Genomic DNA, 19,447 nt, shown 5'->3' with positions numbered 1-19,447 from the left:
ATTATTCCTAAGCGTCTTTATTCAGTCTTTTGGTGGCGAAGAAGCCCGAGAATAATCCCAGCCCTGCTAATAAAAAGATCGTACCTGGATAAGCGACGTCCTCATCAACCCCCATATTGTAAGTCAAAATATTGGCAAAGAAAATACCTACTCCAATACCTACCAAAAGCAAGGCAAGGTTGATGACGATAACCTTCCATACTGGAGTGACGTGTTTCTTTTTGCTGTAGAATATACTTGCATCGGCTCCCTTGTCGATAAGAGCAAGGCGTTCGCGGTTCCTTGCCGAAATGTATAAATAAAACATCCCGAAAATAACCCCGAAAATGATTGGCATAATAATTACTTCTGATCCCATGATTTCTTAGTTTTTAATGTGAAAATAATGTTCGTTTGCTATTATGACGCCACGAAATCTAAACCGGTTACAAAAAAATGTAAATTTATTATAGAAACATTTTGTAACCGATCATTTGATCTGGTCGTCATAGGTAATAATGACTAAAAACACTGACCAATATTTAGTTGAAAGAACTCTTGAGGGAGATACAACTGCCTATGGGGAGCTGGTAGATCGTTATCAAAATTTTGTATTTACCATTGCGGTAAGAATTTTAAAGGTTAGGGAAGAGGCAGAGGAGGTAGCTCAGGATAGTTTTATTAAAGCTTTTGAATCGCTGAATAGCTTTCGCGGAGATTCTAAATTTTCAACCTGGTTATACAGGATCGTATATCATAAAAGCCTTGACAGGTTGAAAATGAATAAGAGGCACAGGACCTACGCAATTATTGAGGAGATCACAGAAGATAGCCTGGATCATATTGAAAATGGCCTTGAATTTATGCTAAGTGAAGAAAGAAGTGTCACCATTAAAAAGTGTATAGATCGTTTGCCGGAAGATGAAGCGGCGATCATAAGTTTATATTATTTTGAAGAACAATCTGTAAAGGAGATCGCCAAAGTTACCGATCTTACAGAAGACAATATTAAAATTAAATTGTACCGTAGCCGGAAGAAGCTGTTTGCATTACTGGAAGGCTATATTAAACCGGAAATATCAGATAGGAATGGAAAAGCAATTTAACAGAGAAGACAGGTTGATGAAGAAGTTGCTGAATGAAGCAGGAACTGAAAAACCATCGGCAGATTTTAAGAGCAGGATCATGATGAAAATCGAAGCTCGAAATGCTGAAATAAAACCTTACGAACCCCTTATTTCCAGGCCTGTGTGGATAGTTTTGGGAGGTACGCTTGTCGCTTCAGTACTAGCTTTGTATTTTATTAATACAGATTTATCCTTCAAGTATGATCTTAACTTTGATCTATTAAACGCCCTTAAAATTCCAAGCATCAACCTTTCCAGAACGATGCAACTGGGGATTGCCTTTGTAGCCTTGTTTTTATTAGAGGTGCCATTTCTTAAAAGGTTTTTAGATAGGGAGTATCAACTTTAATATGAGCTTCTGTTAAGCTCACCTTTCGACAGACTCAGGATTTTAATTAAAATTTTTGTTGCACTGAGCTTGTCGAAGTGCCTTTTTATTTAAGATTATGAAACTATATTTCGTTTATATCCTTCAGTGCAGTGATGATTCTTTTTATGTAAGAATGACCTCTCATTTAGAAAATAGACTCAATCAACATAATTCGGGTAAGTTTCGTGAAGCATATACTTACAGTAGAAGGCCTGTGAAATTGAAATGGATAGAGCAGTTTACGGATCCAAATTTAGCTGCAGATTTAGAAAAGCAGATCAAAGATTGGAGCAGGAAAAAGAAGGAAGCTCTTATAAAAAAGGATTGGGATAAATTAGTTAAGCTTTCTAAGAATTATTCCCAATTTGGTAAACCTGATTGAGATATTAAATCGGACTTCGACAGGCTCAGTCCAACAGTGAATTTATAGTTAGCATTGAAAAATATGTCACACTGAGCTTGTCGAAGTGAAATTTCTAAATCAAAAAAAATCCTGAAGTGATCTACTTCAGGATTTTTAATTTGGTCTAACGTCTAACGTCTAACGTCTAACGTCTAACGTCTAACGTCTAACGTCTAACGTCTTCTATTCATCGACAAGCACCCAGTCACCCTTATCCAGTAACGGAATCGCCTGCTTGAATTTCATATTTTTAGTTTCTCCACTCATCACATTTTTGATGGTAACCTTATCGTTTCTACCAATTTTTGGTCGGTCCCTCACGATGGTTTCGGTTACTTCAGGCTGTTGACGCTGGGTGTTTCCTGCTGCTCTACTTTGCGCAGCTCTTTCGTCAAGATTAGGAATATCCTCTTTCTTGGTCTCAATCTTTTCCTTCTGCTTCGTTTGACGTGCTTCGTGAATGTTCGGTGCCCCGGTAGATGGTATTTCCCCTTTGAAAAGGAAGGACATCACATCACGGTTCACATTTTCAAGCATAGCTTTAAAAAGTTCAAAAGCCTCGAACTTATAGATCAATAATGGATCTTTTTGCTCGTGCACGGCTAACTGAACACTCTGCTTTAACTCATCCATTTTACGCAGGTGAGTTTTCCAGGCGTCGTCAATAATTGCCAGAGTAATATTTTTCTCGAAATCCTTGATCAGCTGTTTACCTTCAGTTTCATAAGCCTTTTGAAGGTTGGTTACAACCTGCAAAGTCTTGCTACCATCGGTAAAAGGAACAGAGATTCTCTCGAAGTTATTTCTTTCGTCTTCATGAACCTGCTTGATCACAGGGAAGGCACGTTCAGCATTATGAGCCATTTTCTCGTCATAATGCTTATATGCCGCTTTGTAAACCTCACCGGCAAGCTTCTGCGCATTCATTTTCTTGAATTCTTCTTCGGTAACAGGAGAGCTCATAGAGAAATTCCTGATCAGTTCGAATTCGAAATTCTTGAAGTCTTCTGCAGCTTTATTGGTTTCTGCAATAGATTCAGAAATATCAAAGATCATATTCGCAAGATCGACACGCAGTCTTTCACCAAATAAGGCATGGTAACGACGCTTGTAGATCACCTCACGCTGGGCGTTCATTACATCATCATACTCCAGCAATCTCTTACGTACCCCGAAGTTATTTTCTTCAACTTTCTTTTGTGCTCTTTCAATAGACTTGGAGATCATGGAGTGCTGAATTACTTCACCTTCTTCCAGACCCATACGGTCCATAAGTTTTGCGATCCTTTCAGAACCAAATAGACGCATCAGGTTGTCCTCTAAAGACACATAGAACTGTGAGCTTCCCGGATCACCCTGACGACCAGCACGACCTCTTAACTGTCGGTCTACACGTCTGGAGTCATGACGTTCTGTACCTACGATGGCCAGACCGCCCGCTTCTTTTACTTCTTTACTAAGCTTAATATCGGTACCACGACCTGCCATGTTGGTGGCGATGGTCACGATTCCAGATTTACCGGCTTCAGCAACGATATCAGCCTCTTTCTTGTGAAGTTTCGCGTTAAGAACGTTATGTGGTACGTTTCTCAATTTCAGCATACGACTCAGTAATTCTGAGATCTCTACTGAAGTTGTACCAATTAGCACCGGTCTTCCAGCATTGGAAAGATCGGTCACGTGATCTATAACCGCGTTATATTTTTCTCTTTTGGTCTTATAGACCAAATCATCTTTATCGTTTCTAGCGATTGGCCTGTTAGTAGGAATTTCTACCACATCCAATTCATAAATCTCCCAGAATTCACCCGCCTCGGTTACCGCAGTACCAGTCATACCCGATAGTTTACGGTACATTCTGAAATAGTTCTGAAGGGTTACCGTAGCAAAGGTTTGGGTGGCATCTTCGATCTTCACATTCTCTTTCGCCTCGATCGCCTGGTGTAATCCATCACTATAACGACGACCTTCCATAATACGACCGGTTTGCTCATCTACAATTTTTACTTTATTGTCGATCACCACGTACTCGGTATCCTTTTCGAAAAGAGTGTAAGACTTCAATAGCTGTCTTAATGTGTGAATACGCTCACTCTTTACACTATATTCTCTAAAAAGTTCTTCTTTCTTTTCTGCTTCTTCTTCCGGCGGAAGACCTTCTTTTTCGATCTTGGAAATTTCCATTCCAATTTCAGGCATAACGAAGAAATCAGGATCATCTTTACCAGAAAGGAACTCGATCCCTTTATCAGTAAGATCTATCTGGTTGTTCTTTTCTTCGATCGTAAAATACAATTCGGCATCAACCTTTGGCATTTCGCGGTTGTTGTCCTGCATGTAATAATTTTCGGTCTTCTGAAGTAATTGCTTAACCCCTTCCTCACTCAGGAATTTGATCAAAGCTTTATTCTTCGGTAATCCACGATAAACTCTCAGTAACTGGAATCCACCTTCTTTGGTATCACCTTCTTTGATTAGCCTTTTAGCTTCAGCAAGTACCTTTACCAGATATTTACGCTGAGCTTCAACGATATTTGCAATTGCCGGTTTCAGCTCCATGAACTCATGGGTGTCACCTTTTGGTACCGGTCCGGAAATGATAAGCGGAGTACGGGCATCATCGATCAAAACTGAATCGACCTCATCCACGATAGCATAGTTATGCGGTCTCTGTACAAGATCATCAGGTGCATGAGACATATTATCTCTCAGGTAATCAAAACCGAATTCGTTGTTAGTTCCGTAGGTGATATCAGCATTATAAGCCTTTCTACGTGCAGCAGAATTAGGACGATGATAATCTATACAGTCCACACTTAAACCATGGAACTGAAAGATAGGAGCCATCCAGGCGCTATCACGTTTTGCCAGGTAGTCGTTAACCGTTACCAGATGAACTCCGTTTCCGGTAAGCGCATTAAGATACATTGGTAGGGTCGCCACAAGGGTCTTACCTTCACCAGTTTGCATCTCGGCGATCTTTCCCTGGTGCATGGCCACACCACCAATAAGCTGAACATCATAATGTATCATGTCCCAGGTTACCGGTTTACCGGCTGCATCCCAGGAGTTACTCCAAATAGCATAATCGTCTTCCAGGGTAACATATTCTTTTTCTGCAGAGATCTCACGGTCAAAAGCAGTTGCTTTTACCTTGAGTTCGGTATTATGAACAAAACGTTTTGCTGTTTCTTTTACGGTCGCAAAAGCTTCAGGTAGTATCTCGTTCAGGATATTTTCAGAAATTTCATAAGACTTATCCTTAAGAGCATCTACTTCGGCATAGATATCTTCCTTACGGGTGATATCATCAATTTCATCAGCTTCTTTATTTAAGGCAGTGATCTTGTCTTTGACTTCTTTGGTCGCCTCAGCGATCTTCGCTTTGAATTCAGAAGTCTTGGCTCTGAGCTCATCAAGGCTTAGCGCCTCAAATTCAGACTCCAAAGCCTTAATTTTGTTTACTATGGGTTGTATTTCTTTTACGTCTTTCTTCGACTTATCGCCTACGAAAGCTTTTAATACAGAATTTAAAAAACTCATATTGGTTTTTTTATTTAAAGGGGTTCAAATTTAAGCAAAAAAAAAGCCTCATGAATGAGACTTTTCCCTATTTTTTGCGTGTTGTCAATTTAATATTCGTCCTCGTTCCAGAGGTAATCTTCATCGGTTGGATAATCCGGCCAGATCTCCTCAATAGAATCATAAGAATCGCCCTCATCCTCAATGGCCTGAAGATTTTCTACAACCTCAAGCGGTGCTCCGGTTCTGATTGCGTAGTCTATTAACTCGTCTTTTGTTGCCGGCCAGGGGGCATCACTCAAATAGGATGCTAATTCTAAAGTCCAATACATTGATTAATCGGGTTTTAAATTTTGGCAAAAATAATTTTTTTGCGCTTATAGCCAAGAAAAAAATCTATTTTTTCTACAATAATATAAAGAACATAATTAATTCTCCAAATTTTTGCGGTATTCGCAAGAAATTTTTCTGAAGGTAGAAGAATTCAGGATTTTTTTGGAATCCATTGAATTTCTTCAGCCTGTAATTGTTTAGACAACTTCCGTGCCAGCACAAACAGATAGTCTGAAAGTCGGTTAAGGTACATAAGAACCTTATCGTCAAAGGCCTCTATGTCATATAAAGCACTGGAAAGTCTTTCGGCGCGACGGCAGACACAGCGGGCTATGTGACAGAATGACACGCTTTGGTGTCCGCCGGGTAACACGAAATGTGTCATTGGTGGAAGATCTTCATTCATTTTATCCATGGCGTTTTCCAGTTTCTCTATATCGACATCAGATATTTTAGGAATATTAAGCCTGTCTTTCCCGTTCTTTAATTTCTCCTTTTCAGGATCTGTGGCCAGAATAGCGCCAATGGTAAATAGCCGATCCTGGATTTCAGTAAGAAAATCTTTGGTTGGCTGATCTGTATCCTGATCTCTTAGTAAGCCAATATGTGAATTTAGTTCATCCACCGTTCCGTAGCTTTCTATTCTTATATGATGTTTGGGAACGCGGGTACCTCCAAATAACGCAGTAGTGCCTTTGTCTCCAGTTTTAGTGTAAATCTTCATGCTTATTTTTTAGGAGCCTAAAGTTACAAAGAATAGAGAGGCCAGGAAAGAATTCTGACCGATTAGAAAGTATAGAAAAGAATTATTTTACCAGAGAATCAGATTCATTCTCCTTTTTTCTTTCCATATACCTTTTTCTGAAATTTCTGTTCTTCCGTTGCTTCTTAATGTTTTTTGCCCTTCTGGAGCTCCAAAGAAAATAGGCTAGGAATACAGCAATGATGGTAAGATAAATCCAGGTTTCCTGGTCCAGTTCTATCATTTTAAATGACTTAGTAAATACAAGATAATAAAGATTCTTAAAAGTTCAAAAACTGAAATTCTCGATTCAGGAATCAAAATTTAAATTTCTGGGGCTGAGAATAGAGGATAAAATTTTTTTTTTAAAATTATTGCAGATTAATGCTGACTAACGACAGATTTCCTTTCGTCACTTTCTACCATACCATCTTTGAGCCTGATGATTCTGTGCGCATGCTTGGCGATATCTTCTTCGTGAGTTACGAGGATTACCGTGTTCCCTGAAGCATGAATTTCATCAAAAAGGTTCATGATCTCTACAGAGGTTTTGGAATCCAGGTTTCCCGTTGGTTCATCGGCAAGGATAATAGAAGGTTTATTAACCAGGGCACGGCCAACAGCTACACGTTGTCTTTGTCCTCCAGAAAGCTGATTCGGTTTGTGATCCATTCGGTCTCCAAGTCCTACGCTTCTTAAAACGTCTTCAGCTCTTTCAATCCTTTCAGATTTAGATGCCCCTGCATAGATCATTGGTAAAGCCACATTGTCTAATGCCGTGGTTCTGGGTAGAAGGTTAAAGGTCTGAAAAACAAAACCGATCTCTTTATTCCTGATCTCGGCAAGTTCATCGTCGCTCATCTTGCTAACGTCTTTACCATTCAAAACATAGGATCCGGAAGTAGGAGTATCCAGGCATCCTAGCAGGTTCATTAAAGTGGATTTTCCAGAACCTGATGGTCCCATAAAAGCAACATATTCTCCGCGATCTATATCCAGGTTTATACCTTTTAAAACTTTTACTACTTCCTGTCCCAGAGGGAAATCTCTGGTGATATCGCGAATCTCTATTACTTTGCTCATTAAGACTGAATTTTCAACTGTATGACGTGAATTTAGATTATTTGTTACAATCTTATACAAAAATGCTGTTTTACCTGTTCCTGTCTGAAAAATACAAAACCCCATTGAAAAGTATCTATGGTCACTTTGACCTTAGGATGTCTTTTAATTTCTTCCCAGGCTTCTTCCATACCTGCAGACCAGTGAATATCATCAAAAATGAACACCGAATCATTGTGTGCAGTAGGAAGTAACTTTTCGAAATAATCTAGAGTGGCTTGCTTTTGATGATTTCCGTCGAAATAAATTAGATCGAACTTATGGTGCTCCCGAATCAGACGATTCAATTCCGCTTCAAATTCATTTACTCTGAGCGTTATATTATTCAGCTGGTATTTCTCGAATTGTTGTTTGGCGATATTTGCGGTTTCGGGACAGCCTTCAATGGTAATAAGATCAGTACTTTTATTAACAGCGATGGCAGAAGAAGCTATTCCCAGGGAAGTACCAAGTTCTAATGCTTTATCGATCTTAAGATAATTGGTTAAGCGGTATAGTAATTTTGCCCGATGCAAAGTAATCCCGGCATTTTTCGCAATAGAGAACACCGGTCTTTCATTCGATCTAAAAATCCGGCTACCCGCACCAAAGTCGGTAACGGTAATTCTGTCCTTGTTGCCTAAAAGATCATTTCGGTAATCTTTAATGAGCTTATATGTTTTATGCTCACTTTTGTCATAGAAACATTTTGTCACCAGATCATAGACAAAAGGGGAGTGGAGCCCGTGTTGGTTTTGGCTTTTCAAGAGGAAGTTTAGGTAGGATTTTAGCTGAAAGAGCATTTTTAATTGATCAGTTTTCTGAAAAAAGTGAAGAGAGGAGAGTTGAAAGTGAAATTTTATTTAGCTTTTTTATTTTTCAAATAATGTTGCAGACTTCTAATCATTTTAAGAAGTTCAAGTAGAATTGTACGTGCGTTCAAGTTTTCTTCAGGAGTAATATAAACTCTGCGCACTGCGATTGTAGTACAAGTAACGCATTCTCTAACTGAACCTTCTGCAATTTGAAGGTAGCGATGAAATTGAGAGTCTGAATCTCCTGATCCTTCAGCTGTATTCAGAGCTATTGATACAGCAGATCTGGTTAATTGGGAGCTTAACCCGTATTTTTCTTTCTCAGGAAATCGCGAGGTAAGATCGTAAGCCATATCTACGAAATCCAATGCTTTCTGGTAAACCTTTAAATCTTCAAAATTAAATTTGACCTCCTCCATATCAATTAAAATAAAACCTTCTCTAATTTCTATTTTTTCCTCTTTCCTCTATCAACTTTCCACTCTATTTATTTCACTCACAACTCACAACTCACAACTCACAACCTATAAATTTAAGACTCCAACTTCTCAAGCAACTCAAACCATCTTTCTGTTTTTGACTCAATATCATTTTCAATTTCCTTGAGCTTTACTGAATTTTCTGCGATCTCGTCAGCATCTAATTCTTTCAGGAATCTCTGTTGAATCTCTTCTTTCTTTTTTTCCAGTTTAGCGATCTCTTTTTCTAGTTTGCCGTATTCCTTCTTCTCAGTATAGCTTAAAGAAGGGCCGGAACTGTTAGATTTAAATTCCTTTTTTTCTTTTTTGGTCTGGGTATCTTCAGAAGATGTTTTTTCTTCTTTAGGTTTGGAAGCTTCATATTCCCGGTAATCGGTATAATTTCCTGGGAAGTCTACCACTTCGCCCTCGCCTTTGAATACAAAAAGGTGATCGGTGATCTTATCCATAAAATACCTGTCGTGAGAAACCACGATGATGCAACCAGGGAAATCGAGAAGGAAATTCTCTAGAACGTTCAGGGTTAAAACATCCAGGTCGTTCGTAGGCTCATCCAGAATTAGAAAATTAGGATTCTGGATAAGAACAGTACACAGATATAGGCGTTTCTTTTCTCCACCACTTAATTTTTCAACAAAGTCATATTGCTTTTTTCTATCAAAAAGAAATCTTTCAAGAAGCTGTTCTGCTGAGATCTGTCTGCCTTTTTTTAAAGGGATATAATCTCCAAATTCCTTAATAACTTCTATCACCTTCTGCCCAGGTTTGATCTTGATGCCTTTTTGAGTGTAATAACCAAATTTCACCGTTTCACCAATAATGATCTTTCCGGTATCAGGTTCCATATTCCCGGTAAGCATATTCAGAAAGGTGGATTTTCCAGTCCCATTTTTTCCGATGATCCCGACACGTTCACCCTTTTTGAAGTTGTAATCAAAATTACTGATAAGGTTCTTTCCTCCCAGTTCTTTTGAGATATTATGAAGCTCCACGATCTTGCTTCCCATTCGCTCCATATTGAGTTCAAGCTGAACTTTATGGTCAAGCCTGCGCTGACTCGCTCTGTGTTTTATATCGTGGAAATCTTCGATGCGGGATTTAGATTTGGTAGTACGGGCCTTAGGCTGGCGTCGCATCCATTCCAGTTCCTTTTTATATAACTGCTGGGCTTTACCCGTATTCGTAGCTTCCAGCTGATGTCTTTCTTCTCTTTTATCGAGATAATAGGAGTAATTTCCTTTGTAGGTATATAGTTTTCCATCTTCGAGTTCAATGATTTCATTGCAAACTCTCTCCAGGAAATAACGGTCGTGAGTAACCATGAAAATGGTAAAATCTTCCTTTTTGAAATATTCCTCCAGCCATTCTATCATATCCAAATCAAGGTGGTTGGTAGGCTCATCCAGGATAATAAAGTCAGGTTTTTTCAGGAGCATCCTTGCTAAAGCAAGGCGCTTTTTCTGACCTCCGGAAAGATTTTTTACTACTGCCTGCAGGTCCTGCAGGTTTAGCTTGAAAAGAATTTGTTTAAATTCAGTTTCAAAATCCCAGGCGTTATTTGCCTCCATGGCATCCATGGCTTTTTGAAGGGCGTCTGCATCTTCAGGATTTTGCATGGCTTTCTCATATTGCGCCACCACCTTAAGCGTTGGATTTTCGCTGGTAAAAATGCTCTGTTCAATTGTAAGTTCAGGAGCCAGATCAGGTTCCTGGGAAAGGAAAGCTACCCGGATATCATTTCGGTAGATAACCTGCCCTTCATCAGGAGAATCGGTTCCCGCCAGAATATTTAATAAACTGGTTTTTCCGGTACCATTCTTGGCAACGAAACCAACCTTTTGATCTTTGTTTATTCCGAAACTAATATTTTCAAAAAGTCTGCGTTCGCCGTATGATTTGGCTATATTTTCTACTGAAAGATAATTCATGTTTTATTTAGTCTTTAGACTTTAGACGCTTGTCTGTAGTATGACGGCAAAAGTACGAAGTAACGATGAACAATTATCAATAAACAGTTATCAGTTATCTGTTGTAGGTTTTGCGTTCTGTATTTGGAAGAGATGCTGAAACCTGCGATCCCTCGGGACAGCATGACGCTTAACTATGAACGTCACCCTGAATTTATTTCAGGGTCTTAATGTTCAAAATTCGATTTTGTCATTCAGATCCCGATTGGTCGGAAAAAAATTCTCATTGGTTTATAAATCTTTAAAACAGCAATGAACCTTATTGGATTTAAAAATCAGATTTCTCAGTGCTATACTCCTTCGAAATGACAATCAGGATTATTGGTCAATTCGAACGTTGGGAGAAATCTGTTCAATGAACAATAAACTACAAACAACTGGCAACCTCACACCATACTCCAAACACCAAACTACGAACTACAGACAACAAACAACCCACAACCATAAACTTTCCACTCTCCACCCTGAACCACAAACCCCAAACTCCAAACATAATTCCATCCTAAAGTTTTGATATTTGCCCGTAAAAACTATATTTGTTAAAACAATGTGAAGTCCCCCTATGCGATTCAAATCTTTTTTGTTTTTATTCGCTTCCCTACTAGCCTTATCATCATGCGTATCAACTAAGCAGATGTCTTATCTTCAGGAATATGACCAGGAGGTAGATAGCATTATCCAGGTTCAGCGTTTACGTAAGCCATATAGAATCCAGACCGGAGATCTTTTAAGTATAAGGGTTAAGGCATTGGATCAGGATATTGTGGGAATGTTTAATCCAATAGGAAATGAAAATCCAAATGCCACTACAGAAGAGGCTGTTTATTTCGATGGTTTTACTGTAGATGATCACGGTAATATCAGGGTTCCAACTATGGGTGAAATTAATGTGTTAGGATATACAGAAAAGGAAGTTCGGGAGAAAATTGAAAAGAAATTGCTTGAAGAATATTTCAAGGAAGAAGCAAATATTTTTGTGACCGTTAAACTTGCCGGTATACGATATACAACTTTAGGAGAAATAGGACAGGGTAGCCAGGTAATTTATAAAGATCAGGTAACTATTATGGAAGCAATTGCTAAAGCAGGCGGTATAACGGATTATGGAGATAGGGAAAACGTACAGATCATAAGACAATATCCCCAGGGAGAAGAGGTTCATCAAATAGACGTAACAAATATTGATGCCTTAAGCAGTCCTTATTATTATATACAACCGAATGATATGATAGTTGTTAATCCTTTGCCTAGAAAAGCCATTGGATTAGGTACTACCGGACTTGAGGTTTTTAGAACGGTTGCAAGTTTATTGGCGATCGTAACATCTGTGGTAGCAATAACTCGATTATAATGGCACATGAAGATGATCACATATCAGACGTAGGATCTACATTTGACTTTAAAGGCTTTGTCTTAAAAGTAATAAGTTATTGGAAGCTTATTTTACTTTCGGTAGGTATCAGTTTGGCGGTAGCATATTATAACAATGTTAGAAAATTACCCGTTTATAGGTTAGGCAACACCATTTCCATAAAAGACGATCAAAATCCATTTTTCACCTCCAATACCAGTTTAACCTTTAATTGGGGAGGTACCTCAGATAAGGTTAATACTGCAATTACAATTTTAAGGTCCCGGTCTCATAATGAGGAGGTTGTAGAGAAACTGCAGTTCTATATTAATTATCTTGAGGATGGGGAATACCAAAGAGTTGATGCTTATGGAAAGACTCCATTTAAAATAGAAGCCGATACGTCAGCTTTTCAGGCAAATAATATTCAGATGATAATTCAAATGTTAGATGAGAATTCATTTAATATTAAAGCTAACCTACCTGAAAATCTTGCTAGAACAAACTACAAAACAAAAGAAACTGATAATCGCATAATAGAGGCAAGGGAGTTTGATCGCAACTTTAAGATCGGGGAACGTTTAAGTCTTCCATTTTTTTCAGGGATTATTCAAAGAACTGAGGAGCCTTCGCAAATTGGGAAAAAGTTTTATGTAAGCTTTGCGAATTTTGATGGTTCGGTAGGTAGGTATAGAGGAGTTGCTGTTTCTCCAGACGCCAATGGATCCTCTGTACTAAATTTAAGCCAGGTAGGACTTAATAAATCAAGAATTGTAGATTATCTAAATGGTTCGGTAGCTGTTTTAAGTGCCAACATGTTGGAGAGAAAAAATCTATTTGCCACTAAAACCATACGCTTTATAGACAGTAGTCTCTCAGTGCAGGCGGAACAATTAAAATTGGTTCAAAACGAGCTAAATCAGTTTCGGGATGAGAATTCAATATTAGATATTTCTGCTGAAAGCGGTAAAATATCCGGAAAACTCGCAGATCTCGATATAAAAAAAGAAAATATTAGAAGGCAATTATCATATTATGATAATCTCGAAACTTATCTGCAAACCAGGAATGATTATTCAAATGTTCCTGCACCTTCTGTTGCCGGTATAAGTGAAGGTAGTATCTCCGCTGGTGTCTCAAAAATAATTCAGTTGGCAGAGGAGCGACAAAATTATCAATATACTTTAAAAGAAAATTCTCCCGTATTTGATGACATTGACCGGCAAATTAACTCAGTGAAATCTATTCTACTTGAAAACATTAATTCCTCTAAAGGTTTAATAAGAAATGAATTAAGTGAAATTAATTCTAAAATAGCAAAGCTGGAAAATGAAGTGCAAAAATTACCACAGGATGAACAAGACCTTTTAAAGATACAGCGAAAATATGCCATTAACGAGCGCACCTATAATATGTTTCTGGAAAAGCGAAGTGAGGCTGGTCTAATTAAAGCCGCCAATGTGAGTGATGTTTTGGTCATTGATAAGGCTAAGGATACTGGTGGAGGCAGAATAGGGCCGGATACCCAACTTAATTATGTCATGGCGGTATTGGTTGGAGGGCTAATACCATTAACCTTTGTTTTTCTATTAGTATTTTTAAATACCAACATACATAATGCCCAGGAAATTAGCAGGCTTTCTCCTATTCCGATTCTGGGATTAATTGGAAGAAATAAAATGGATTCAAACCTGGCTGTATTCACCTCTCCAAAATCTTCCATTGCTGAAAGTTTTAGAGGGCTACGCTCCAGTTTACAGTTCATGTATAAAAGGCAAGGGGTAAAAGGTTCTAAAACGGTTATGATTACTTCTTCTGTTTCCGGGGAAGGTAAGACCTTTTGTGCCATGAACCTGGCTACGGTTTTTGCTCTTAGTGAAAAGAAAACAGTACTAGTTGGTGTCGATTTAAGGAAACCAAAAATTTTCGATGATTTTGAATTGAATAACGATCTCGGAATAGTTAATTACCTGATTGATCAGTCTACAGATAGAGAGATCATCCAGAAGAGTAAAATCCCATATTTGGATGTAATTACTTCTGGTCCGGTACCTCCAAATCCTTCAGAATTATTATTGAGTGAAAAGATGGATACCCTTATCAATGAACTGAAGAAAGAATATGATTATATTATCCTGGATACTCCACCAATTGGTATGGTAGCTGATGCCTTAAATTTGGTAAAGCATGCTGATGCTACGTTATACCTGGTGAGACAGGATTATACTAAAAGAGGTATGCTGGAAACTATCAATCAGAAATATGCCAAAGAGGAGATTAAAAATATCAGCTTTGTATTGAACCACTTTGTACATAGTGCTAAATATGGTTATGGTTACGGCTATGGTTATGGCTATGGTTACGGCTATGGATATAATCGTTATGCCAAGGGTTATTATGGAGCTGCCCCTTCGAAAATTGCTCAAATAAAAGATTCCTGGAGAAAATTTATGAGAAATTTTGAGTAAATGATTTTCTATTCAGATAGTATTTGTGCTGCATTAATCCATTGCCAGATATGAAAACTAGAATCCTGATCACCTCGTAGATAATTCTGCCATTCTTTTTCAATCTCAGTATGATTAAACCATTTGGTCCAGGAAGATTTTTTTAGAGTTTTTAAATTTTCCCTAACAAATTCTTGAAGCTCCTTTCCCAACCATTCTCTCTGTGGTGTTTGGAGGGCTCGTTTTGGAGCACTCGAAATATCTGGAGGAACAAGGTCTTTTATTAATTCACGCAGGAGGTACTTTTGAATATTTCCTTGAATCTTAAATTTCTCTGGTTGGGCAAAAGCATATTCTACCAGCCGGTGATCCAGAAAAGGTTCTCTAAGTTCAGTACCAGCCATCATTGATATTCGGTCATTGAATCTTAAAGCACGTGGGATTTTGGTATAAAATAGGTCACGATATTGCAGATTCTGAAGCTTGTTTTCAAATGGTTCAGGATACTCAGTCCTTTTCGCAATTTTTTGAAACTCATCTGATAAACAATGTGATTTAAAGGGAGAGCTACCTTTTTTCTGTCCCTGGATTACAGAAGTGGACCTACCTGAATAATAGTCGTACCCAGCCCATTGTTCGTCCATACCCTGCCCATCTAAAAGCACTATTACGTTATCTTTTCTAGCCTGCTTAAAAATTTTTGAATAGGCCATGGTAGGTATTCCTCCATAGGGTTCATCCTGATATGCACTAATTTCCTTTGAGAAACTCTTTACTTCTGAAGCCGTAAGAAGAACCTTTGTTAATGGATTTCTGGTTTTTTCTACCATTTTTTCGACCCAGGCTAACTCATCATAATCTGGATTACCAGTATAAAAAGTATAGGCTTTAATTTTATCATTCGCTTTGTAGAGGTTTACGAGTGCTAGTAATAGGGAACTATCTACGCCCCCACTTATATTAAAACCTACTTCAACATCAGATCTGAATCTAAGAGATATACTCTCTTTTAAAATTTCAAAATACCTTGATTTTACATATTCAGCATCATTCGATATTTCAATTCGATTAACATTCCCAATAAAATCATACCATTTGTTTATACTTAATTTCTCGTTTTTGTAAACCAGATAGTGACCCGCTGGTAATTGCATATGGTCCTTATAAAAAGTTTCATAGGGTTCTCCATAGGATCCATAGGCAAAATAGCTGGCCCAGACCTTTAAAGAAGGGTCATTTTTAGCGGAAACTTTTTTTAGAGATTTTATTTCACTTGCAAATATAAATTCCTTGGGATTTTGCGTGTAATAGAAAGGTTTAACACCAAATCTATCACGGGCAGCAAATAATATTTTCTCTTTACTATCCCAGATAGCAAAAGAAAACATCCCATTTAACTTTTCAAGACATGTTTTTCCAAACTTTATATAAGCAGCTAATAAAACCTCTGTGTCAGATTGTGTTCTAAAATCATAAATTGAACTTAACTCTTCCCGGATTTCCCGATAGTTATAAATCTCACCATTAAATACAAGGGCATATCGTCCTGAAGAATCTTTAAAAGGCTGGTTTGCTGCCTGACTTAGATCTAAGATAGAAAGTCGGTTATGGCCGAGAGCAGCATAACCTTCGTCAAAACAAGAGCCGGTATTATCTGGACCCCTATGTTTTTGCGTCTGGAGCAGCTTTTTAAGATCCTGTTTTCGATTATAAGGAGAAATAATTCCAGCTATTCCGCACATTAGTTGCTCTCTTTTAATATTTTTTCGGCCTTATTCCAATCTTCCAGAGTATCTAGATTAACATAGCGAGGATCAAGGTTCTCTAAAAATCCAATATTCTGGCCGTAAAGTGATTTTTGATTTAAGATCACATCTGTTTTGCTTAGGTAAATAGCACCATCTCTAAAATAAGCTGTAGGTAGATCCTGCCTCCTTGAAATTATTTCTTTTTTACCAGTAGCAAGTTTAAGTTTTCCGCTTTCGTCTTCAAAAACCCAGTGTGGGTTAAATTCTGCAGGGACCTTCTTTACCGTAATCAATGAATCATAATTACCCTGAATAAATTTTTTTATGGCTCGGTCTATTAGGTTTTCCGGGCGGAATGGGGTAGTAGGCTGCAATAAGCATATAGCATCAAATCTGATGTTTCTCTCTTGAAAATAATTCAGGGCATGATAGATAACTTCTAAACTTGAAGTTTTATCCTGTGCCAGGTAATCTGGGCGTGTAAAGGGCACATCCAGATCTATCTTTCTGGCAATAGAAATAATTTCCTGGTCATCAGAGCTCAATATCACCTTCGATAATAAAGACGATCTTTTGGCCGATTCATAGGTATATTGGAGCAAGGGTTTTTTGCCCAGGATTTTAATATTCTTTCCAGGGATGCCTTTGCTGCCTCCGCGAGCGGGTATAATACCAAGAATTTTCATTTTTTCAGCTTTTTCAGAATAGATTAATAGGTAATTGTTTTATCAAAGGATAATTGTGTAGTGGCGAGTATATCGGCGATTTTTTCACCTGCATCTCCATTTCCATACATATTAGAAGAAGGAAAGTGCTCTGAATCAATTGACTGCTGGATGGCTTTTAAAATTTCTTTTTCTGAATAGGATACATCCAAAACGTTCTGAGCCCGGGACCTTCTATTCTGGCGGTTACCTATGTTAACAACCGGAACTCCCATATAACTACATTCCCTGATTCCAACGCTGGAATTTCCAACAAGAGTTCGTGAGTTCTTTAAAAGTTTTAAAAAATCTAAAGGTTCCATATTTTTGAAGAAGTGTATATTTTCCGGCTTCTGCAATTCTCGAAAACTTCGAATCCCATTAGAAGTTCCATCAGAACCTGCATCAACATTCGGCCAAAACCAAAACGTAGGATACCCCAGTGAATTGATCGCTTTAAGGGTTTCCGTAATATGATCTTTTGCCATTTGATATTCAGTGGTAACAGGATGCTGCATGACCACTATATAGCCATTTTGCCAATCGATTTCCATCCCAACTCCGCCATATTTTTTAATGGGGTCAAAGTCTAATTCAGGATCTTTAAGAATTTCATGTGCCAAATCGATTGACGGACAACCGGTATTCATAACTTTTTCAGGATATTCTCCAAGTCTAATCACCCTATCTCTTGCTTCTTCGCTGCTTACCAAATGCAGGTCGGCCAGTTTGGTATTAGCATGCCTTACTTTTTCGTCTATACTTCCAGTTACTTCACCACCCTGGACATGTATTAGTGGAATATTTTGGTATGCTGCAGCAATCGAGGTAGCAATTGTTTCAAACCTATCGGCTATTGTTACCACCGCATCCGGATTTAGATTGTAAAATACATTGGTAAGCTCCATGACTCCAATTCCTGTAGTTTTAGCCATGGTAGTGGGGTTTTCACCTTCAAGGACCATAAATACCTTTGCTGCAATTTCGAAGCCATCTTTTTTAATAAATTCTACCGCATTTCCATATCTGTCTAACAATGCCGAACCAGCTATAACAAGTTGTAATTCCAATTCCGGATGTTCATTTATGGCTTTTAAAGCCGTTTTTATTCTACTGTAGGAAGGGCGGGCAGTAATTACGACACATATTTTACGTTTTTTCATAAGAAAATGAGGTCTATCCAATTATATTAATATATCATAATAATTTAAGGCTACTTATGCTCGTGGATTATTTGAGATAAAAAATTATCATATTTATTTGCTATTATCTTGGAGGAAAAATGCTCAATTACTTTTCTCCTAGCCATTTTCCCCATTTGATACCTTAGTTTATCATTCTTGAAAAGTAACTCAATTTTTTCCGAAAAATCTTTATGATTTTTAGGGTTTACAGTAAAACCAGTAATGCCATCATCAATAATTTCTTTTGCCCACCCTATATTTGATGTTACTATGGCTTTTTCCATTGCCATGGATTCAATCCAGGTCATGGGAAATGCTTCGGCAAAACTAGGTAGACTGATCACAGTAGCCTTGGAAATTTCTGTCTTAACATTTTCATAGGGCAACTGTCCAAGCCATTTTGTTTTTTCATTAGCACCTTCACTCAGGATTTCTCGCATCAAATCTTTTGTAGATCTCCCAGTTAAAATATCTTTTGAATCTTTTCCCGCAATAACCAGTATACAATCTGGGTTGTTTTGATTAATTATGTTAAAAATATGGGCTAGTTCTATAACACCCTTTTTTCTGATAATGCTTCCAAAGTATAATAATCTATTGTGATCCAAACTTGATTTAGATAATTTGAAATTATCTAAATTTAAAGAATTGGGAATTACATTTATAGGCTTTTTAATATTGAAAAGTTCTTTAGTTTTATTTGCAGTAAAGTGACTTACCGAGAGAATGGTATTTGCATTTTTTACTGCCATATACTCAAACAGGTAGTTCTTTCTTTTCTGTTTCCTATTTTCCAAAGAACAAAAATAGGTGTCTGAGCCATGTAATCTTAAAACTATTGGACACTTTAGTTTCATAAAAGCTGAAATTCCTGTCCAATCCGGAACTTCTAATACATCGATATCATTAGCCTTAATAAATTTATTTAAGTAGTTCTGAAGATATTTTCTATGATAATACCAACCAGCAATTTTATATTTCCGCTGCTTGATCAGATGGATTTCAATTTCTGAATCTTTAAAAATGTCATCTTCTCTTTGATTATAAACAAAAATTGAAATTGTCCATCCCTTTTTTAAGAGTTCGGCTGCAATATTTTTAATGCTCGTTCCAATTCCTGCCGATAGGGTAGTTCTTTGGTGCGGATATTCAGAAGTTAGAAATGCCAGATGCAC

General features: G+C 37.7%; 18 protein-coding genes. 5 read left to right on the top strand and 13 right to left on the bottom strand.

What is annotated here, in order from left to right:
• Positions 1-7: 7 nt before the first annotated feature.
• The gene (locus tag C8P64_RS00405; protein WP_108170089.1) at positions 8-358 is read right to left on the bottom strand and encodes a DUF6249 domain-containing protein; all 351 of its coding nucleotides are present in this window, start codon (positions 356-358) and stop codon (positions 8-10) included.
• Between the two features lie 139 nt (positions 359-497).
• On the opposite strand from C8P64_RS00405, the gene C8P64_RS00400 reads away from it, so the two are divergent.
• From C8P64_RS00400 to C8P64_RS00390, 3 genes are all read left to right on the top strand, one after another.
• Positions 498-1,085 carry an RNA polymerase sigma factor gene (locus C8P64_RS00400; protein ID WP_108170088.1) on the top strand — a complete coding sequence of 196 codons (588 nt, stop codon included), beginning with the start codon at positions 498-500 and terminating at the stop codon, positions 1,083-1,085.
• Positions 1,069-1,455 (top strand): hypothetical protein, encoded by a 387-nt coding sequence (locus C8P64_RS00395; RefSeq protein WP_108170087.1) that lies wholly within the window; start codon positions 1,069-1,071, stop codon positions 1,453-1,455. Before C8P64_RS00400 ends, C8P64_RS00395 begins: the two co-directional genes overlap by 17 nt.
• Before the next feature lie 97 nt (positions 1,456-1,552).
• Entirely contained in the window at positions 1,553-1,858 is a 306-nt protein-coding gene (locus C8P64_RS00390) for a GIY-YIG nuclease family protein (RefSeq protein WP_108170086.1), read from the top strand.
• Between the two features lie 204 nt (positions 1,859-2,062).
• Here the strand turns inward: C8P64_RS00390 and secA are convergent, their stop codons facing one another.
• From secA to C8P64_RS00350, 8 genes are all read right to left on the bottom strand, one after another.
• Positions 2,063-5,422: a preprotein translocase subunit SecA gene (gene secA / locus C8P64_RS00385; protein ID WP_108170085.1), complete on the bottom strand. Its 3,360-nt coding sequence runs from the start codon at positions 5,420-5,422 to the stop codon at positions 2,063-2,065.
• 89 nt (positions 5,423-5,511) lie between these two features.
• On the bottom strand, positions 5,512-5,733 hold the full coding sequence (locus C8P64_RS00380; RefSeq protein WP_008272287.1) for a DUF2795 domain-containing protein: 222 nt from the start codon (positions 5,731-5,733) through the stop codon (positions 5,512-5,514).
• A gap of 152 nt (positions 5,734-5,885) precedes the next feature.
• Positions 5,886-6,458, bottom strand: coding sequence for a cob(I)yrinic acid a,c-diamide adenosyltransferase (locus C8P64_RS00375; protein ID WP_108170084.1), 573 nt, complete (start codon positions 6,456-6,458; stop codon positions 5,886-5,888).
• An 82-nt stretch (positions 6,459-6,540) separates the two neighbouring features.
• Positions 6,541-6,720, bottom strand: a complete 180-nt coding sequence (locus C8P64_RS00370; protein ID WP_108170083.1) for a hypothetical protein — start codon at positions 6,718-6,720, stop codon at positions 6,541-6,543.
• Between the two features lie 137 nt (positions 6,721-6,857).
• On the bottom strand, positions 6,858-7,559 hold the full coding sequence (locus C8P64_RS00365) for an ABC transporter ATP-binding protein (protein ID WP_108171226.1): 702 nt from the start codon (positions 7,557-7,559) through the stop codon (positions 6,858-6,860).
• A 44-nt stretch (positions 7,560-7,603) separates the two neighbouring features.
• Entirely contained in the window at positions 7,604-8,380 is a 777-nt protein-coding gene (locus tag C8P64_RS00360; RefSeq protein ID WP_108170082.1) for an O-methyltransferase, read from the bottom strand.
• Between the two features lie 56 nt (positions 8,381-8,436).
• Positions 8,437-8,811 carry a four helix bundle protein gene (locus tag C8P64_RS00355; protein WP_108170081.1) on the bottom strand — a complete coding sequence of 125 codons (375 nt, stop codon included), beginning with the start codon at positions 8,809-8,811 and terminating at the stop codon, positions 8,437-8,439.
• 113 nt (positions 8,812-8,924) lie between these two features.
• Entirely contained in the window at positions 8,925-10,799 is a 1,875-nt protein-coding gene (locus C8P64_RS00350) for an ABC-F family ATP-binding cassette domain-containing protein (RefSeq protein ID WP_108170080.1), read from the bottom strand.
• Between the two features lie 601 nt (positions 10,800-11,400).
• Here C8P64_RS00350 and C8P64_RS00345 point away from each other — a divergent pair.
• Together C8P64_RS00345 and C8P64_RS00340 are read left to right on the top strand one after the other, a co-directional pair.
• The gene (locus C8P64_RS00345) at positions 11,401-12,189 is read left to right on the top strand and encodes a polysaccharide biosynthesis/export family protein (protein WP_108170079.1); all 789 of its coding nucleotides are present in this window, start codon (positions 11,401-11,403) and stop codon (positions 12,187-12,189) included.
• Complete coding sequence (locus C8P64_RS00340; protein ID WP_108170078.1) at positions 12,189-14,657, top strand: polysaccharide biosynthesis tyrosine autokinase; 2,469 nt, start codon at positions 12,189-12,191, stop codon at positions 14,655-14,657. Before C8P64_RS00345 ends, C8P64_RS00340 begins: the two co-directional genes overlap by 1 nt.
• Before the next feature lie 8 nt (positions 14,658-14,665).
• Here the strand turns inward: C8P64_RS00340 and asnB are convergent, their stop codons facing one another.
• Genes asnB through C8P64_RS00320 form a run of 4 tightly spaced genes read right to left on the bottom strand, consistent with a single transcriptional unit; the run spans position 14,666 to position 19,447 of the window.
• Complete coding sequence (gene asnB, locus C8P64_RS00335; RefSeq protein ID WP_108170077.1) at positions 14,666-16,378, bottom strand: asparagine synthase (glutamine-hydrolyzing); 1,713 nt, start codon at positions 16,376-16,378, stop codon at positions 14,666-14,668.
• Entirely contained in the window at positions 16,378-17,070 is a 693-nt protein-coding gene (locus tag C8P64_RS00330) for an acylneuraminate cytidylyltransferase family protein (RefSeq protein ID WP_108170076.1), read from the bottom strand. The genes asnB and C8P64_RS00330 overlap by 1 nt, the downstream gene beginning before the upstream one ends.
• 23 nt (positions 17,071-17,093) lie before the next feature.
• Positions 17,094-18,251, bottom strand: coding sequence for a UDP-N-acetylglucosamine 2-epimerase (gene neuC, locus C8P64_RS00325; RefSeq protein ID WP_108170075.1), 1,158 nt, complete (start codon positions 18,249-18,251; stop codon positions 17,094-17,096).
• A 50-nt stretch (positions 18,252-18,301) separates the two neighbouring features.
• Positions 18,302-19,447: a glycosyltransferase family 4 protein gene (locus tag C8P64_RS00320; RefSeq protein WP_108170074.1), complete on the bottom strand. Its 1,146-nt coding sequence runs from the start codon at positions 19,445-19,447 to the stop codon at positions 18,302-18,304.

The sequence above is a fragment of the Christiangramia gaetbulicola genome (genome assembly GCF_003054225.1).
In the GTDB taxonomy this organism is placed as follows: Bacteria; Bacteroidota; Bacteroidia; order Flavobacteriales; family Flavobacteriaceae; genus Christiangramia; species Christiangramia gaetbulicola.
Note: the sequence above shows the minus strand (reverse complement) of the source record. Positions and strands in the feature narration are given on the sequence as shown.

Bases quoted from the DNA above. Each gene is read 5' to 3' on its own strand.
- neuC (WP_108170075.1), bottom strand. From the start codon at position 18,251: ATGAAAAAACGTAAAATATGTGTCGTAATTACTGCCCGCCCTTCCTAC.
- C8P64_RS00390 (WP_108170086.1), top strand. From the start codon at position 1,553: ATGAAACTATATTTCGTTTATATCCTTCAGTGCAGTGATGATTCTTTT.
- asnB (WP_108170077.1), bottom strand. From the start codon at position 16,378: ATGTGCGGAATAGCTGGAATTATTTCTCCTTATAATCGAAAACAGGAT.
- C8P64_RS00405 (WP_108170089.1), bottom strand. From the start codon at position 358: ATGGGATCAGAAGTAATTATTATGCCAATCATTTTCGGGGTTATTTTC.
- C8P64_RS00340 (WP_108170078.1), top strand. From the start codon at position 12,189: ATGGCACATGAAGATGATCACATATCAGACGTAGGATCTACATTTGAC.
- C8P64_RS00400 (WP_108170088.1), top strand. From the start codon at position 498: ATGACTAAAAACACTGACCAATATTTAGTTGAAAGAACTCTTGAGGGA.
- C8P64_RS00355 (WP_108170081.1), bottom strand. From the start codon at position 8,811: ATGGAGGAGGTCAAATTTAATTTTGAAGATTTAAAGGTTTACCAGAAA.
- secA (WP_108170085.1), bottom strand. From the start codon at position 5,422: ATGAGTTTTTTAAATTCTGTATTAAAAGCTTTCGTAGGCGATAAGTCG.
- C8P64_RS00370 (WP_108170083.1), bottom strand. From the start codon at position 6,720: ATGATAGAACTGGACCAGGAAACCTGGATTTATCTTACCATCATTGCT.
- C8P64_RS00375 (WP_108170084.1), bottom strand. From the start codon at position 6,458: ATGAAGATTTACACTAAAACTGGAGACAAAGGCACTACTGCGTTATTT.
- C8P64_RS00395 (WP_108170087.1), top strand. From the start codon at position 1,069: ATGGAAAAGCAATTTAACAGAGAAGACAGGTTGATGAAGAAGTTGCTG.
- C8P64_RS00365 (WP_108171226.1), bottom strand. From the start codon at position 7,559: ATGAGCAAAGTAATAGAGATTCGCGATATCACCAGAGATTTCCCTCTG.
- C8P64_RS00380 (WP_008272287.1), bottom strand. From the start codon at position 5,733: ATGTATTGGACTTTAGAATTAGCATCCTATTTGAGTGATGCCCCCTGG.
- C8P64_RS00345 (WP_108170079.1), top strand. From the start codon at position 11,401: ATGCGATTCAAATCTTTTTTGTTTTTATTCGCTTCCCTACTAGCCTTA.
- C8P64_RS00350 (WP_108170080.1), bottom strand. From the start codon at position 10,799: ATGAATTATCTTTCAGTAGAAAATATAGCCAAATCATACGGCGAACGC.
- C8P64_RS00360 (WP_108170082.1), bottom strand. From the start codon at position 8,380: ATGCTCTTTCAGCTAAAATCCTACCTAAACTTCCTCTTGAAAAGCCAA.
- C8P64_RS00330 (WP_108170076.1), bottom strand. From the start codon at position 17,070: ATGAAAATTCTTGGTATTATACCCGCTCGCGGAGGCAGCAAAGGCATC.